The organism is Halomonas sp. ML-15 (assembly GCF_014779595.1).
In the GTDB taxonomy this organism is placed as follows: domain Bacteria; phylum Pseudomonadota; class Gammaproteobacteria; order Pseudomonadales; family Halomonadaceae; genus Franzmannia.
This window is the reverse complement of the sequence record NZ_JACXZT010000005.1, coordinates 1-15,488: the sequence shown is the minus strand read 5'-3', so window position 1 is coordinate 15,488 and position 15,488 is coordinate 1. Positions and strand designations below refer to the sequence as shown.

Below are 15,488 nucleotides of genomic sequence, written 5' to 3'. Positions count from 1 at the left end.
ACCCTCCTCAGTCGTTCGCCTGGATCAAGCAGCGCGGTTCAGCGGGTTGGCGGCGAAGTAGTCGAGTGCCGCGGCCACCCCGCTACCCTTGAGCGAGATACCGGCCAGTTTCATACCCGCCTCGCAGCCGCCCAGGGTGGCGATCAGCGTCAGGTCGTTGCAGTCGCCCAGGTGGCCGATGCGGAACATCTTGCCCTTGGCCTTGCCGAGCCCCGTGCCCAGCGAGAGATCGAAACGCTCATAGATGATCTTGCGCACCTCATCGGCGTCGATCTCTTCCGGCACCACCACCCCGGTCAGCACCGGCGAATAGACCTCGGGATCCAGGCACTGGACCTCCAGCCCCCAGGCCTCGACGGCGGTACGCACGCCTGCCGCCCAGCGCTGGTGGCGGGCCAGGACGTTTTCCAGGCCCTCGTCGAGCAGCATGTCCAGCGCCTCGTTGAGGCCGTAGAGAAGGTTGGTGCTCGGGGTGTAGGGCCAGTAGCCGTTCTGGTTGGCCTCGAGAATCTCGTCCCAGGCCCAGAAGCTCTTGGGTAGCTGTGCCGTCTTGCTGACCTCGATGGCCTTGGGGGAGAGCGCATTGAAGCTGATGCCCGGCGGCAGCATCAGGCCTTTCTGGGAACCGGAGACGGTAACGTCCACCCCCCACTCGTCGTGGCGGAAGTCAGCGCTGGCCAGGCCAGAGATGGTATCCACGATCAGCAGCGCCGGATGACCGGCAGCATCGATAGCGCGGCGTACCGCGGCGATGTTGCTGGTGACCCCAGTGGAGGTCTCGTTGTGCACTACACACACCGCCTTGATGTCGTGGCTGGTATCCTCCTTCAAGCGCGCCTCGATCATCTCGGCCTGGACACCGTGCCGCCAACCCTCGTAGCCCGGCAAGCCGATGAACTCCGGCTCGAGGTTCAGGCGCAGCGCCATTTTCTGCCACAGGGTCGCGAAGTGGCCGGTCTCGAACATCAAAACCCGATCTCCCGGCGACATGGTATTGGCCAAGGCCGCCTCCCAGGCGCCGGTGCCTGAGGCCGGATAGATGATGACCGGATGCTGGGTCTTGAAAATTGCCTGGATCTTGGCCAGCAGCTCAAGGCCCAGGGCACCGAATTCGGGACCGCGATGGTCGATGGTGGGCAGGCTCATGGCGCGCAGAATGCGGTCCGGCACCGGCGACGGGCCAGGAATCTGCAGGAAGTGGCGGCCGGAGGGATGGAAGTCGAGCTTGAGCATGGTGGTGTCTCCACAAACAGGTTGCACTTTTGATAATGAATTCAATTAATGGCATCAAAAAAACGCTATTTGACGCACCCCTCGGCGCGCAGCGTGTCGATCTCTTGCCGGGAGAGTCCCAGCGTCGTGGTCAGCACCTCGTCGGTATGCTGTCCAAACAGCGGCGCCGGTGAACGGATCTGCGACGGCGTAAGCGAAAACTTGCTGGGAAAGCCGATGGTCTTCATCTTGCCGATTACCGGGTGCTCCATCTCCTCGACCATGCCACGCGCCAGATAGTGCTCGTCCTGCATCGCCTGGCCGAAGTCGTTGATCGGTCCCGCCGGCACCCCGGCCTTGTCACATAGCACCAGCCAGTAGTCGGTGTCCTGATCGACCATGATCTCCTCGAGCAGCGCCTCGAGCTCCTCGACGTGCTGGCCGCGGTCATGATTGGTAAGAAAGCGTGGATCGGCCATCAGGTCGTCGCGCCCCAGAACATCGCCGCACAGGCGCTCCCAGGTACGCTGATTGGCACAGCCCAGCATCAGATAGCCGTCGCGCGCCTTGATCGCCTGATAGGGTGCCGACACTCGGTGGCGCCAGCCGGTAGGCTCCGGCACCCTGCCCTCGGCGAAATAGGCCGCCGCTTCCCAGGCGAACCACGGCAGACCGCACTCGGTAATGGCAATATCGATGTGCTGCCCTTCTCCGGTAGTCATCTTGTGGATATGCGCGGCGAGGATCGAGTAGACCGCGGTGATCCCGGCACCGATGTCATAGACCGCGATGCCGGTCTTCAGCGGCCGGCGCCCGGGCTCACCGGTCATCGACATCAGGCCACTCATGCCCTGCGCGACCAGGTCGAAGCCGCCGCGGTGGCTATAGGGGCCTGTCTGGCCGTAGCCGGAGATCGAGCAGTAGACGATGCCCGGGTTGATGGCCTTGATGGTGTCGTAGTCGATCTTGAGCGATTTGGTGACCCCGGTGCGGTAGTTCTCGACGATCACATCGGCGTCCTCGGCCAGGCGATAGAAGATCTGCCGGGCACGCTCATCCTTGAGGTTCAAGGAGATACTCTTCTTGTTGCGGTTGATCTGCGAGAAACAGGTCGATTCGTCGTTGACGTAGGGCCCCATCTGGCGGCTGTCGTCGCCGCCGTTGGTCTTTTCGACCTTGATCACCTCGGCGCCCATATCGGCCAGCACCATGGTGCAGTAGGGGCCAGCCATGATCTGGGAGATATCCAATATTTTCAGGTTGTCCAGGGGAAGCATGGCGCCACCTCGCTTGTTATTAGTGGCCCGTCCACTCGAACGGCGTCTTGTTGACGAACTTGTTGACCGCCGCCTTGAAGTCGCCGCTCATATAGCAGGTGATGACCCAGTCATCGCCGGCATCTCGGGCGGCGCGGCGCTGCTCCTGTACGCGCCCGATCAGCGCTTTGCTGGCCTGCACGGTAAGCGGTGAGCGGCGGGTGAACTGGGCGGCCACCTCGGCGACTTCGGCGTAGATCGCGTCGGGCGCGACCACCGCATTGACCAGGCCTGCCTGGCGGGCCTCATCGGCGCTGAACAGCTTGCCGAGCATCAACGCCTCCTTGGTCCGGGCGATACCGACCATGTCGATCAGCCGCGACACGTTGGTGATCGACAGGCAGTTGCCCAGGGTCTTGGCGATGGGCACCCCGAACTTGAGACTCGGCGTGCAGTAGCGGAAGTCACAGACCATGGCCAATGCCGCACCGCCGCCCACGCAGGCGCCTTCGATAAGTGCGATGGTCGGCTTGTTCAGGGTCTCCAGCTTGCCGACCACGCGATCGATGCGCCGCTCGTAGCCGATGGCGTCCTCGGGCTTGGAGAAGTGGCTGAACTGGGTGATATCGGTGCCGGCCACGAAGGCCTCCCCACCCACACCGTGCAGTACCACGGCGTGTATATGCTCATCCTTGGCCAGTTGATCGCAGCAGGCCTCCAGGGCATCGTACATCTCCCAGGTCATGGCGTTGCGGCTTTGTGGGCGATTGAAGCCCAGCCAGGCCACCCCATCACGCACCTCAAACAGCAGACTCTCTTCGTTCATATGCCTCTCCATGCTCCTCCCGGCGCACCGCGGCCGGGAGGAGAGCCTTGACGTAGCGATACGGGCTTAGCGATAGAAGAACTCGACCAGTGCCATGGGGATCGCCGGGATATAGGTGACCATCAACAGCACCGTCAGCAGGACGGCGATAAAGCCCAGGTTGGCGCGGGTCACCGACCAGACATCACACTTGGCGATGGAGCAGGCGGTGATCAGCACGCTCGCCACCGGCGGGGTCTGCTGGCCGATGGCCAGGTTGAGACATACCACCAGGCCGAAGTGCACCGGATCGATCCCGGCCGCGCCGACCAGCGGCATGACGATGGGAACCACCAGGATGATTGCCGCCGCCGAGTGCAGGAAGAGCCCAATCAGCAGGAAGAAGACGTTCAGCATCATCAGGATGGCGTACTTGTTATCCGTCAGCCCGAGCACTGCCTGAGCCAGCTGCTGCGGCATGCGCATCTCGGTCAGGAACACCCCGATCAGCGCCGACGCTGCCACCAGCAGCATCACCACCGCGGTCTGCTGGCCGCCGTCGATGATCGCCTTGTAGAGGGTGCGCATATCCAGCTCACGATAGATCACGGCGCTGATGAAGATCGCCGCCGCCACCGCCAGCCCCGCGCCCTCGGTGGCCGTCACGAAACCACCGAAGATCGAGCCGAGGATGATGATCGGCAGGGTCAGCGCCCAGCTGGCATCCTTGGCGGTCTGCTTGACCCGCTTCCACTGGAACACCTCTTCCACCGGCCAGTCGTACTTGCGCGCATAGTAGTAGCACAGCCCCGCCAGACCGCCGGCCCCTAGCAGGCCCGGTACGATACCGGCCACGAACAGCTGGACGATGGAGGCCCCGGACATCACCCCGTAGAGGATCATCGGGATCGACGGCGGGATAATGATCGCCAGCGATGCTGACGACGAGGTCACCGCGGCAGCAAACGAACTCGGATAGCCGCGTTTCTTCATCGCCGGGATCAGCACCGAGCCGGTGGCTGCCACATCGGCCACCGCCGACCCGGAAATCTCGGCAAAGAACAGCGAGACGCCGACATTGATCATCGCCAGCCCGCCGCGGATAAAGCCGAACAGCGCTGACGCGAAGGCGATCAGGCGCTTGGAGATACCGCCAGTATTCATGATGGCGCCGGCCAGCACGAACATCGGAATCGCCAACAGCGGGAAGCTACTGGCTCCCTCGAACATGGTCAGCCCGATATTGGGCAGCATCTCGAGGCCCTGATAGGCCACGATGGCCACCGTCGCCACTATTGCCAGCGCCACGGCGATGGGCAGCCCCATCAGAATCAGCCCCATCAAGCCAATTATCATAAACGGCAGAGTCATGGCTGATCCCTCTTGGTCAGTGATTCCGCGGTGAAGCCGGCTCGCGCGTTGTCACGCTCGGCCTCGGCAATGGCGTGGCGGATCTCCTCCTCCTCCTGGGTCAGGCCGGAGCGCACCTTGGCCAGATGAGCGGGCATACTCAGCAGCTGGGCGATGATAAAGAGCCCGGCGCCGATGGGAATCACCGACTGGGTGAAGGTGAGCGGGACCCAGCGCAGGGTGATCAGCGCCATGCCCTGCATGACATCCAGGACCACCAGGCCGGCCCAGCCAAGGATCAGGAAGAAGCCGATGAACAGCGCCTCGGAGACATAGGCGATGGGCATGCGGATATGCACAGGCATGGCAGCCAGAACGCCGTCGACGCCGATATGGCCGCGCTTGAGCGCCGCCAGGGCCCCGGCGTAGTAGGTCAGCCACACCAGCATGATGGCGGCGACCTCGTCATACCAGGAGGGCGTTCGCCAGGCGTAGCGGGTCACCACCGCATAGAGCACCACCAGCGTCAGCGACACCATCAGCACTACCGTGATGATCTCGAGTAAACGCTCCATGATGCGAGAGAGTTGGTTCACAGTACCCATGATTCTCGACTCATTGAGGTAGGGGACAGGAGCCCCCGCACCCTCTAGCGGTGCGGGGGAGAGGTCTAACGCACGAGACAGCCTAGGGTCAGGAGTCGTTACCGAGCGCCAGCACTTGATCGATCAATTCCTGGGAGCCTGGTACCTCGGCGGCGAATGCTTCATAGATCGGCGCGGAAGCCTCGATAAACACCGAGGTATCGACCTCGTTCACTTCTGTACCCGCTTCTTCAATGACCGCGATCAGGTCCTGGTCGAGCTGGGCGGCGTGCTCATAGACATAGGCTTGGGTCTCCTGGGCCGCCTCGATGATGATCTCCTGAATCTCTTCTGGCAGGTTGTCGAAACGCCGTCCTGCGGTCAGATACGCCGGGGTATAGACGTGCCCGGTGAGTGAGAGGTAGTCCTGGACTTCCTGGAAGCGCTGACCGGCGATCTGGGCCAGCGGGTTCTCCTGGCCGTCCATGACGCCGGTCTGCAGCGCCATGAACACCTCGGAGAGCGACATCGGGGAGGGCTCGGCGCCGTACTCCTCGAACATGCGTACCCGCCACACGCCCTGGGGCACGCGCAGCTTTACGCCGCGCAGGTCTTCGGGGGTGTTGATGGCGCGGCGATTGTTGGTGATATGGCGGAAACCGTTCTCCCAGACCGCCAGGATGCGATAGCCATTCTGTTCAGCGAGTGGGGCCAGGTGCGGCCAGAAGACTTCCTCCTCGACCCGCTGCATGTGCTCGCGATCCTGGATCAGGTAGGGCAACTCGAACAGGCCAAACTCGTCGGCCACCGACGACATGATGGTCGACGGCAGTGCCAGGTCGACGGTACCCAGGCGCATGCGTTGCAGCAGCTCTGAGTCGGTACCCAGCTGGCTCGAGCCGAATGGCACGACTTCGTAAGGCTCGGGAAGCCGCTCGTTGACCAGCTCAGCGAAGTAGTTGGCAGAATCGGTGAACAGCGAGTCCGGACCGCCGACATGACCCAAAGTGATCTCGCGGGCCTGGGCCTGCAGCGATACCGACGCCACCGCGATGGCGAGCGTGGCGACAGCAATACGTGGGAGTAGCATGGCGTGTTACCTCATTTGTTCTGTTGTTGGCACGATGCCTGGGTTGATGCGTTGTGCGCTTTTTGTGGTTATGCAGGTGTTGCTATGGCGGTTGTTTATCCGAAAACCCCGTCGGCTCTGAAAATTGAATTCTTTATTCAAAGCTCGACATTCAAGCTAGTTGGCGCTTGCTGGGGGTGTCAAGCCTCCATTGGACCTAGGTGCCCGCATGCAGCCGTATAGGCGCCTACGAGCATCTGCCACGCCCAAACCCGGACGAGGTGAACGCGGCACTGACAAACCCTCCCGGCAATGGTGCAGCACCTCGTGCTAGTCATTATCATGGTGGTTAGCGCGTTCCGGCGCGGCGCTCCAGGCCCGGCCTGTGCCCTTGTCGGAATTTTGAATTCATAATACCTTTTGCACTATGCCGTCAACGGCGCCACCATAAAAAACCGGTGAGCGCGGTATCGACATCCTGGCAAGGACGTCCAGCGGGCTGGCCGCGAACAAGGAGCTCAAGCATGAGCAAGATTCAACATCGCAACCTTTATCGAGAAGTCGCCGATCGCACCCGTGAGTTGATCGAGCACGGTGAGTTGACACCCGGCGAGCGCATTTCAGAGAAGCAGCTGTGCGAGACCTTCGGCGTTTCGCGTACGCCACTACGTGAAGCGCTCAAGGTGCTGGCATCGGAAGGATTGGTCGAGCTGCTGCCCAACCGCGGCGCACGGGTCATGCAGCTGACCGTGAAGATGGTCAAGGACACCTATGATCTGATGGGGGCGCTGGAGGGGTTGTCCGGCGAATTGGCCTGTCAGCAGATCAGCGATGAAGGCATTATCGCCATCTGCCAGCTGCATGAGCAGATGCTCGAGCACTATCGCAAGCGCGAGATGCAGCCCTATTTCGAGGTCAACCGGCAGATACACGAAAGCATCCTGGCGGCAGCCAACAACGAGGTGCTGGAGGAGATGTACAACAATCTCAGCTACCGGGTGAAGCGGGTACGCTACTCCAAGAAGATGACCGAAGCCTTCTGGCGTCAGGCGGTCAACGATCACGAGATGATGATCGTGGCGCTGAAAGCCCGTGATGGAAAGCGCCTGGGGCAGATTCTGCGCGACCATCTGTGCCACAAGCTTGAAGTGGTAACCCTGGCCGGCGTCATCGAAGACGACGAGCTGATCAACGCCGCCAACGGCTGAGCCGCTACTCCCACCCCTCGAGGCGCATCGCCGAGCGCTCCAGGCGCTGCGTCTCGACCTCGATCTCGCGCAACCGCTCACCGATGCTGGTCAGGTGCTCAAGCGCCACCCGCTTGGCCAGTGCCGGCTTGCCCTGCACCACCGCCTCATGCAGCCGTGCATGCTGGCGGTTGATCATCTCGCGGGGCTCGGCTCGGTGATAGAGGTTCTTGACCGAGGCAAACACCGAGCTCAGCAACAAATCGGTAAGGCTCTGCAGGGTGTGCACCAACACCGGATTGTGCGAGGCCTGGCAAATTGCCAGGTGGAAGGCATGGTCGAGGCGCGCCAGACGCTCGACGTCGATGACCGTGGTACCTGCCACATAGTCGGCCATTTCCTGATAGCGGCGGGTGATCAATACCCAGTCGGCGGGTGTACCACGGCTAGCGGCAAGAAATGCCGACTCCCCCTCCAGCAGCGCGCGCACTTCGAGTAGATCGAACAGCGTACGCGGCTGGCTCTTGAACAGGTGCATCAGCGGGCTGTCGTCTCGCGGCGGCACCAGCTCGGCCACGCTCGAGCCTCGTCCGTGGCGCGTGTCGATGACGCCCTTGCTGCGCAGCACCCGCAGCCCCTCCCGCAGTGAAGAGCGCGACACCCCCAGCTTGTCGCACAATCGCCTCTCGGAGGGCAGCAGTTGGCCAGGGCGAAACACGCCGTCAAGAATCAGCTGCTCAAGGGTCGCCGCGACCCCGTCGGGGGTACGCATGCCGGCCAGGCGGTGGTCAGGCGTCAAAGACATTACGGGCTCCTCGCATCGAATGATGGGCGAACTGGCCTGATAGGCTGCCAGGATGTAGATTGGAAAACATTTCCACAACATAGACCAATGTCTGGTCAGACCACTACACCACAGGCTGGACAAGCAGTGCGCTAAAGGCACAGATTGGACGCCTGACGCGCAAGCTGGGGAGTCACCATGAATATTCTTTACGACGCGGCGCTGGATGGCGAGCTGCCGCACAACGACAAGGGCCAGGTGCTGGCACGCCTCGCCGAGGCGGTACCTGGCATGACACTGCTGCACCGCGAAGAGGATCTGCGCCCCTTCGAGTGTGACGGCCTCTCCGCCTATCGCGTGCTGCCGATGCTCGTCGCTCTGCCCCATAGCCTCGACCAGGTCGAATCGCTGCTCAAGACCTGCCACGCCATGGGCGTGCCGGTGGTCACCCGCGGCGCCGGCACCGGGCTCTCCGGCGGCGCTCTACCGCTTGAACAAGGGGTGCTGCTGGTAATGTCGCGCTTCAAGCAGATCCTCGAGATCGACCCCGACGCCCGGATTGCCCGACTCCAGCCCGGCGTGCGCAATCTGGCGATCTCCGAGGCCGCCGCACCCTACGGCCTCTACTACGCGCCGGACCCCTCGTCGCAGATCGCCTGCTCGATCGGCGGCAACGTCGCCGAGAACGCCGGCGGTGTGCACTGTCTGAAGTACGGGCTCACCGTTCACAACGTGCTCAAGATCGAGGTGATGACCATCGAGGGCGAGCGCATGACGCTGGGCAGCGAGGCCTTCGACGCCCCGGGCTTCGACCTGCTGGCGCTGTTCACCGGTTCCGAGGGCATGCTCGGCGTGGTCACCGAGGTGACCGTCAAGCTGCTGCCCAAGCCGGAGAGTGCCAAGGTACTGATGGCCAGCTTCGACGACGTCGAGAAAGCCGGCCAGGCAGTGGGCGACATTATCGCCGCTGGCATCATACCGGGCGGGCTGGAGATGATGGATAAGCTCGCCATCCAGGCCGCCGAGGACTTCGTCAAGGCCGGCTACCCGGTGGAGGCCGAAGCCATTCTGCTGTGCGAGCTCGACGGCGTGGAAGCCGACGTCGACGATGACTGCGAGACGGTCAAGGAAGTCCTGCGTCAGGCCGGCGCCACCGAAATCAGCCTCGCCCGCGACGACGCGGAGCGTGTCAAGTTCTGGGCCGGGCGCAAGAACGCCTTCCCCGCGGTGGGCCGCATGTCGCCGGACTACTACTGCATGGACGGCACCATCCCCCGCCGCGAGCTGCCGCGTGTGCTCAAGGGCATCGCCGCGCTATCGGAGGAGTCAGGCCTGCGCGTGGCCAACGTCTTCCACGCCGGCGACGGCAATATGCACCCGCTGATCCTGTTCGATGCCAACCAGCCCGGCGAACTCGAGCTGGCCGAAGACGTCGGCGGCAAGATCCTCGAGCTGTGCGTCGCAGCCGGCGGCTCGATCACCGGCGAGCACGGCGTCGGGCGCGAGAAGATCAACCAGATGTGCGCCCAGTTCCAGCCCGACGAGATCACCGTCTTCCATGCGCTCAAGGCGGCCTTCGACCCGACCCGTCTGCTCAACCCGGGCAAGAACATACCCACGCTTGCGCGCTGTGCCGAGTTCGGCGCCATGCACGTGCATAACAACGAATTGCCGCACCCTGAGCTGCCGCGTTTCTGAGGAGCCACCATGGCGGATACCGTCCCCCTGACAAACCACGACATCAGCGAGGCGCTGTGCGACCAGGTGCGCCAGGCCGACCGCGACAAGACGCCGCTGCGCATCGTCGGCGGTAACACCAAGGCGTTCTACGGCCGTGCCGTAGATGGTAGCGAGCTGGCGACCCGCGAGCACCGCGGCATCAGCCACTACGATCCCGTCGAACTGATCGTCTCGGTGCGCGCCGGCACCCCGCTGGCCGATCTGGAAGCGGCCCTCGACGCCGAGGGCCAGCGCCTGCCCTGCGAGCCACCCCACTTCGGCGCCAGCGCCACGGTCGGCGGCATGATCGCCTGCGGGCTGTCAGGACCACGCCGCCCCTGGGCCGGCAGCGTGCGCGACCTGGTGCTCGGCACCCGTGTGATCACCCATGAAGGCAAGCAGCTGCGCTTCGGCGGCGAGGTAATGAAGAACGTCGCCGGCTACGATCTGTCGCGGCTGATGGTCGGCGCCCAGGGAACCCTCGGGCTTCTCACCGAGGTCTCCTTGAAGGTGCTGCCCAAGCCCGCCACCAGCCACAGCCTGCGCCTCGAGCTGCCGCTCGACGCGGCGCTGACCAAGCTCGCCGAGTGGGGCCGCCAGCCGATGCCCCTATCTGCGGCCAGCTATCATGACGGCGCCCTCTATCTGCGTCTCGAAGGCGGCCAGAGCTCAGTGGCGGCAACCCGCGAGCGCCTAGGCGGCGACTCCCTCGATGCCGGCTACTGGGAGGAACTGCGCGAACAGCGCCTGGCCTTCTTCTGCGCCGACCAGCGCCCACTTTGGCGGCTGTCGCTGCCCAACAAGGTTCCGCCACTGTCGCTGGACGGCGAAGTGCTCTACGACTGGGCCGGCGCCCAGCGCTGGCTGAAGAGTGACGCCGATGCCGGCACCATACGCGAGGCCTGCGCCCGGGCCGGCGGCCACGCCACCTGCTACACCCCGGGGATTGCCGAGCCGTTCACGCCGCTGGCGCCGGTGGTGGCCAAGTACCACCGCCAGCTCAAGGCCGAGCTCGATCCCAACGGCATCTTCAATCCCGGCCGACTCTACGCGGAGGTCTGAATGCAGACGCACTTTACCCCTGAAGACCTCGAAAAACCGCATATCAAGGAAGCCGACCGGGTGCTGCGCAGCTGCGTGCACTGCGGCTTCTGCAATGCCACCTGCCCTACCTATCAGCTGCTCGGCGACGAGCGCGACGGGCCACGCGGGCGCATCTACCTGATCAAGGAACTGCTCGAGAGCCGTGACGATGACGATCAGGTGACCGCCGAGACCCGCCTGCACCTCGACCGCTGCCTGACCTGCCGCAACTGTGGGACCACCTGCCCGTCAGGCGTCGAGTATCACAAGCTGCTGGATATCGGCCGCGCCGAGATCGAACGTCGTGTGCCGCGCAAGGCGTCGGACCGCGCGCTACGCTACGGGCTGCGCAAGGCGCTGGTCGAGCCCAAGCGCTTCCAGGCACTGCTCAAGCTGGGCCAGACCTTCAAGCCGCTGGTGCCCGGCGCGCTGCGGAGCAAGATGCCACCGGCGCCGGTGGATGCCGGCCGGCGCCCGGACCACCGCCCGCATAGCCGCCAGATGCTGATCCTCGAAGGCTGCGTGCAGCCGGGGCTGTCGCCCAACACCAACGCCGCCACCGCGCGGGTACTGGACCGCCTCGGCATCGGCCTGACGCCGGTCAGCGAGGCCGGCTGCTGCGGCGCCATCGACTTCCACCTCAACGCCCAGGACGACGGCCGCGCGCGCATGCGCGCCAATATCGATGCCTGGTGGCCGCATATCGATGCCGGCTGCGAAGCCATCGTCCAGACCGCCAGCGGCTGCGGCGCCTTCGTCAAGGAGTACGGCGAGATGCTCGCCGACGATCCCGCCTATGCCGATAAAGCGGCGCGGGTCAGCGCCCTGGCCAAGGACCTGGTCGAGGTGCTGCGCGACGAACAGCTCGACGACCTGGCGACCAGCGAGACGCGCAAGCTGGCCTTTCACTGCCCCTGCACCCTGCAGCACGCCCAGAAGCTCGGCGGCGCGGTAGAAAGCGTTCTCGGCCGGCTCGGCTTCGCGCTGACCCCGGTGGCCGACGCACACCTCTGCTGCGGCTCGGCGGGCACCTACTCGATCACCCAGCCTGAGCTTGCCACCGAGCTGCGCGACAACAAGCTCGACGCCCTGGAGGCCGGCCAGCCAGAAACCATCGTCACCGCCAACATCGGCTGCCAGACCCACCTCGCCGGTGCCGGACGCACCCCGGTTCGCCACTGGATCGAGATCGTCGATGAGGCCTTAAGATAATCACCGGCAATACCAATATCCGCATCAACCGCTCACCAAGGAGCCCAATATGAAAACCAAATCCGTACTCACCCTGACAGACGTCAACGCCATTCTCGATGCCGCCCAAAAGGAAGCCGACGCCAACGGTTGGGCGGTGACCATCGCCGTGGCCGACGACGGCGGCCATCCGCTCGGCCTGCGTCGCCTCGACGGTGCTCCGCTGTTCAGCATCGAAGCCGCCATCGAGAAGGCCCGCACCTCGGCCTATGGGGCGCGCGAAACTCAGCTGTTCGAAGACATGATCAATAACGGCCGCACCGCCTTCCTGTCGGCCCCCATGAAAGCCCTGCTCGGCGGTGGCGTGCCGGTGCTGGTCGACGGCCAGATGGTTGGCACTGTCGGCATCTCCGGGGTCAAACCCGACCAGGATGTCCAGGTCGCCAAGGCCGGTGTTGCCGCCATCGGCTGAGTGTCAGCGGCGCCCGCCACCGCGGCGGGTGCCCTCCCTCAACGTGCTTCCTCGAGTAGCCAGTCGCGCACGATCTGTTTGGCGCTGCCAGCGGCGCCTGCACGGCCGTCGATCAGGCCATAGCCACCGCCGGTGGTCAGCGACATGCCTTCGAGCCCCACCAATACCCCGCTTGCCAACTGGTCATCGATCAGCCCGCGCCACCCCAGACCAATCCCCTGACCGGCGATCACGGCCTGGATCAGCAGCGTATAGTTGTTGAAGGTCAGCTCCGCCGACTGCACATAGGCCACCCCTGCCAGCTCCCGGAAATACGTCGACCAGTCGAGCCAGTGCTGGCCCGGCTCACTCAACAACGCCATCAGCGGCAGCTCGACGAGCTTGGCCAGCGAGTCGATCGGGCCGTACTGGTCGAGAAAGGCCGGGCTACAAACCGGCAGCACTGCCTCGCCGAACAGTCGCGGCACACCGCTTAGCGTGCGCGCATCGCAGAACAGCAGCGCCACGTCGACCTCCTGGTCGTGCCAGTCGCGGCCGCCCTGGTGGGTCATGATGCGCACATCGATATCCGGGTGACGCCGACGAAACTTAGGCAGCCGCGGCAATAGCCAGTAGGCGGCAAACGAGAAGTCGGTGAGGATATTGACCTGTGGATGGCGATGCTGGCGCTGCAGACGGTCGAGGGTCCGCTCGATGGTGGCAAACCCCTCCTGCACGCTGACGAACAGCGCCTGGCCAGCCTCGGTAAGCCTCACCCCTCGATAGATGCGCTCGAACAGCGGTATGCCCAGCTGTTCCTCGAGCGATCGCACCTGCTGGCTCACCGCCGACTGAGTCGAATGTAGTTCACCGGCGGCCGCCGTGAAACTCAGATGCCGCGCCGCCGCCTCGAACACTCGCAGACCATGAGGCGATACCCTCCTACCAATCAACGACATTAGCCCACCTAATGAGCAGGATTAATTTTTAGCGAGTTTACAGCATCTCGCATAAGCCATGAGACTAGCGGCATGCCCCACCACCCGCCACCGACGCCGCGAGGTATTCTCCATGCCGGCCAAGCAGCCGCACATTCTGTTCCTGATGGCTGACCAGATGACCGCCAGCAAGCTGCCGTTCTACGGCCATCCGCTGGTCAAGACACCGCATCTGTCGCGACTCGCTGCCGGAGGGGGTGGTGTTCGACTCCGCCTACTGCAACAGCCCGCTGTGCGCGCCGTCGCGTTTCACGCTGATGGCCGGCCAGCTGCCGTCCCGCATCGGCGGCTACGATAATGCCGCCGAGTTCGCCGCGGATATCCCCACCTATGCGCACTACTTGCGCGATGCCGGCTACTTCACCGCACTCAGCGGCAAGATGCACTTCTGCGGCCCCGACCAGCTGCACGGCTTCGAGGAGCGCCTGACCACCGATATCTATCCTGCCGATTTTGGCTGGTTCGTCGACTGGGAGAACTTCCACGCGCGCCCCAGCTACTATCACAACATGTCCTCGGTCACCCAGGCCGGGCCCTGCGTGCGCTCCAACCAGATCGATTTCGATGATGAAGTCGCCTTTCGTGCTCAGCGCTTCCTCTATGACTATGCCCGCAACGGCGAGACGCGCCCATTCTGCCTGACGGTCTCGCTGACCCACCCCCACGACCCCTACACCATCGCCCAGGAGTATTGGGACCGCTACGAGCATGACGCCATCGACATGCCCCGCGTGCCCTACTCACGGGAGCTGATGGATCCGCACTCGCAGCGTTTGCGCCACGTCTATCAGCTTGAAGAGGACGGCGTCAGCAATGCCCAGATCCGCAATGCCCGTCACGCCTATTACGGCGCGCTGAGCTACGTCGACGATCAGATCGGCGCGGTGCTCAAGGCGCTGGAGGAGACCGGACTCGCTGATGACACCATCATCGTGTTCTCCGGCGACCACGGCGACATGCTCGGCGAGCGCGGCCTGTGGTACAAGATGAGCTGGTTCGAGGATTCGGCGCGGGTGCCGATGCTCGTTCATGCGCCCAGCCGCTTTGCGCCGGGCCGGGTCAGCCATTCGGTCTCGACCATGGACCTGCTGCCAACCTTCGCCGAGCTGGCCAATGGCGGTGAGGCCCCGGACTATGCGGTACCCCTGGATGGCCGCAGCCTGCTGCCGCACCTCACCGGCCAGGGCGGCCATGACGAAGCGATCGGCGAGTACCTCGGCGAAGGCGCCATCGCGCCGCTGCTGATGATCCGCCGTGGCCGCTACAAGTTCGTGCACAGCGCTCCCGACCCCGATCAGCTGTTCGATCTCGAGGCCGACCCGCTGGAGTTGACCAATCTGGCCGAGGCGCCTGATCACCTCGATCGCTGCCGGGAGTTTCGCAACGAGATCGCTAGCCGCTGGGACTACGCGCGACTGCATGATGAGGTGATCGCCAGCCAGCGGCGGCGCAAGCTGGTGTCACGGGCACTCAAACAGGGCAGGGTCACGCCCTGGGATCACCAGCCTTATATCGACGCCAGCCAGCAGTATATGCGCAATACCATCGACCTCGACGACCTGGAGCGCCGCGCGCGCTTCCCGGTGGTCAGCCACTGATGCTGCCCAAGCCCGCCCTTATCGCGGCGGGCTAATAACTCTTAACGGCCACCCCCTGTCACTCACGAGCAAAACCCCTCACCATCCATAAACCTAGGCTTTGTACGAAAAGTAGATTCTGCTAATTTTTCCTATGCCGCAGCAGCATAGGTGAGGTATGGCAGGACGCTACGAGCTATCCGACCATAGCTGGTCGCTGAT

The 15,488-nt window shown here is 63.9% G+C and carries 14 protein-coding genes; 6 read left to right on the top strand and 8 right to left on the bottom strand.

Annotation, left to right across the window (positions count from 1 at the left end; translation table 11 throughout):
- Window positions 1–24: 24 nt before the first annotated feature.
- The 6 genes from IEI94_RS05405 to IEI94_RS05380 all read right to left on the bottom strand — a co-directional run bounded on the left by IEI94_RS05405 (window position 25) and on the right by IEI94_RS05380 (window position 6,297).
- A complete protein-coding gene (locus IEI94_RS05405) occupies window positions 25–1,233 on the bottom strand; it encodes a pyridoxal-phosphate-dependent aminotransferase family protein (protein WP_191166309.1) in 1,209 nt (402 codons plus the stop codon).
- Window positions 1,234–1,298: 65 nt separating this feature from the next.
- Entirely contained in the window at window positions 1,299–2,489 is a 1,191-nt protein-coding gene (locus IEI94_RS05400; protein WP_191166308.1) for a CaiB/BaiF CoA transferase family protein, read from the bottom strand.
- A 19-nt stretch (window positions 2,490–2,508) separates the two neighbouring features.
- Window positions 2,509–3,294, bottom strand: a complete 786-nt coding sequence (locus IEI94_RS05395) for an enoyl-CoA hydratase/isomerase family protein (protein ID WP_191166307.1) — start codon at window positions 3,292–3,294, stop codon at window positions 2,509–2,511.
- A gap of 66 nt (window positions 3,295–3,360) precedes the next feature.
- Window positions 3,361–4,644, bottom strand: coding sequence for a TRAP transporter large permease (locus tag IEI94_RS05390; RefSeq protein WP_191166306.1), 1,284 nt, complete (start codon window positions 4,642–4,644; stop codon window positions 3,361–3,363).
- The gene (locus IEI94_RS05385; RefSeq protein ID WP_191166305.1) at window positions 4,641–5,228 is read right to left on the bottom strand and encodes a TRAP transporter small permease; all 588 of its coding nucleotides are present in this window, start codon (window positions 5,226–5,228) and stop codon (window positions 4,641–4,643) included. The genes IEI94_RS05390 and IEI94_RS05385 overlap by 4 nt, the downstream gene beginning before the upstream one ends.
- An 88-nt stretch (window positions 5,229–5,316) precedes the next feature.
- Window positions 5,317–6,297, bottom strand: a complete 981-nt coding sequence (locus IEI94_RS05380; protein ID WP_191166304.1) for a TRAP transporter substrate-binding protein — start codon at window positions 6,295–6,297, stop codon at window positions 5,317–5,319.
- Window positions 6,298–6,800: 503 nt separating this feature from the next.
- Here IEI94_RS05380 and IEI94_RS05375 point away from each other — a divergent pair.
- Window positions 6,801–7,484, top strand: a complete 684-nt coding sequence (locus IEI94_RS05375; RefSeq protein ID WP_191166303.1) for a GntR family transcriptional regulator — start codon at window positions 6,801–6,803, stop codon at window positions 7,482–7,484.
- A 4-nt stretch (window positions 7,485–7,488) separates the two neighbouring features.
- Here the strand turns inward: IEI94_RS05375 and glcC are convergent, their stop codons facing one another.
- Window positions 7,489–8,268 carry a transcriptional regulator GlcC gene (gene glcC / locus IEI94_RS05370; RefSeq protein WP_191166302.1) on the bottom strand — a complete coding sequence of 260 codons (780 nt, stop codon included), beginning with the start codon at window positions 8,266–8,268 and terminating at the stop codon, window positions 7,489–7,491.
- 177 nt (window positions 8,269–8,445) lie between these two features.
- On the opposite strand from glcC, the gene glcD reads away from it, so the two are divergent.
- The 4 genes from glcD to IEI94_RS05350 are packed head-to-tail and all read left to right on the top strand — an operon-like array spanning window position 8,446 to window position 12,712.
- Entirely contained in the window at window positions 8,446–9,945 is a 1,500-nt protein-coding gene (gene glcD, locus IEI94_RS05365; RefSeq protein WP_191166301.1) for a glycolate oxidase subunit GlcD, read from the top strand.
- A gap of 9 nt (window positions 9,946–9,954) precedes the next feature.
- Entirely contained in the window at window positions 9,955–11,028 is a 1,074-nt protein-coding gene (glcE, locus tag IEI94_RS05360; RefSeq protein WP_191166300.1) for a glycolate oxidase subunit GlcE, read from the top strand.
- Window positions 11,029–12,261 carry a glycolate oxidase subunit GlcF gene (gene glcF, locus IEI94_RS05355; RefSeq protein WP_191166299.1) on the top strand — a complete coding sequence of 411 codons (1,233 nt, stop codon included), beginning with the start codon at window positions 11,029–11,031 and terminating at the stop codon, window positions 12,259–12,261.
- 49 nt (window positions 12,262–12,310) lie between these two features.
- Window positions 12,311–12,712, top strand: coding sequence for a GlcG/HbpS family heme-binding protein (locus IEI94_RS05350; protein WP_191166298.1), 402 nt, complete (start codon window positions 12,311–12,313; stop codon window positions 12,710–12,712).
- Window positions 12,713–12,750: 38 nt separating this feature from the next.
- Here IEI94_RS05350 and IEI94_RS05345 read toward each other — a convergent pair whose 3' ends face one another.
- A complete protein-coding gene (locus IEI94_RS05345) occupies window positions 12,751–13,650 on the bottom strand; it encodes a LysR family transcriptional regulator (RefSeq protein WP_191166297.1) in 900 nt (299 codons plus the stop codon).
- A 239-nt stretch (window positions 13,651–13,889) separates the two neighbouring features.
- Here IEI94_RS05345 and betC point away from each other — a divergent pair, with 239 nt between their 5' ends.
- Window positions 13,890–15,287, top strand: coding sequence for a choline-sulfatase (gene betC, locus IEI94_RS05340; protein ID WP_318153364.1), 1,398 nt, complete (start codon window positions 13,890–13,892; stop codon window positions 15,285–15,287).
- The last annotated feature ends 201 nt before the right edge of the window (window positions 15,288–15,488 follow it).

Excerpts from the sequence above, each read along its gene's own strand:
- glcE (WP_191166300.1), top strand. The coding sequence starts at position 9,955 with ATGGCGGATACCGTCCCCCTGACAAACCACGACATCAGCGAGGCGCTG.
- IEI94_RS05390 (WP_191166306.1), bottom strand. The coding sequence starts at position 4,644 with ATGACTCTGCCGTTTATGATAATTGGCTTGATGGGGCTGATTCTGATG.
- glcF (WP_191166299.1), top strand. The coding sequence starts at position 11,029 with ATGCAGACGCACTTTACCCCTGAAGACCTCGAAAAACCGCATATCAAG.
- IEI94_RS05345 (WP_191166297.1), bottom strand. The coding sequence starts at position 13,650 with ATGTCGTTGATTGGTAGGAGGGTATCGCCTCATGGTCTGCGAGTGTTC.
- IEI94_RS05375 (WP_191166303.1), top strand. The coding sequence starts at position 6,801 with ATGAGCAAGATTCAACATCGCAACCTTTATCGAGAAGTCGCCGATCGC.
- IEI94_RS05405 (WP_191166309.1), bottom strand. The coding sequence starts at position 1,233 with ATGCTCAAGCTCGACTTCCATCCCTCCGGCCGCCACTTCCTGCAGATT.
- IEI94_RS05350 (WP_191166298.1), top strand. The coding sequence starts at position 12,311 with ATGAAAACCAAATCCGTACTCACCCTGACAGACGTCAACGCCATTCTC.
- IEI94_RS05400 (WP_191166308.1), bottom strand. The coding sequence starts at position 2,489 with ATGCTTCCCCTGGACAACCTGAAAATATTGGATATCTCCCAGATCATG.
- IEI94_RS05395 (WP_191166307.1), bottom strand. The coding sequence starts at position 3,294 with ATGAACGAAGAGAGTCTGCTGTTTGAGGTGCGTGATGGGGTGGCCTGG.
- glcD (WP_191166301.1), top strand. The coding sequence starts at position 8,446 with ATGAATATTCTTTACGACGCGGCGCTGGATGGCGAGCTGCCGCACAAC.
- glcC (WP_191166302.1), bottom strand. The coding sequence starts at position 8,268 with ATGTCTTTGACGCCTGACCACCGCCTGGCCGGCATGCGTACCCCCGAC.
- IEI94_RS05380 (WP_191166304.1), bottom strand. The coding sequence starts at position 6,297 with ATGCTACTCCCACGTATTGCTGTCGCCACGCTCGCCATCGCGGTGGCG.
- IEI94_RS05385 (WP_191166305.1), bottom strand. The coding sequence starts at position 5,228 with ATGGGTACTGTGAACCAACTCTCTCGCATCATGGAGCGTTTACTCGAG.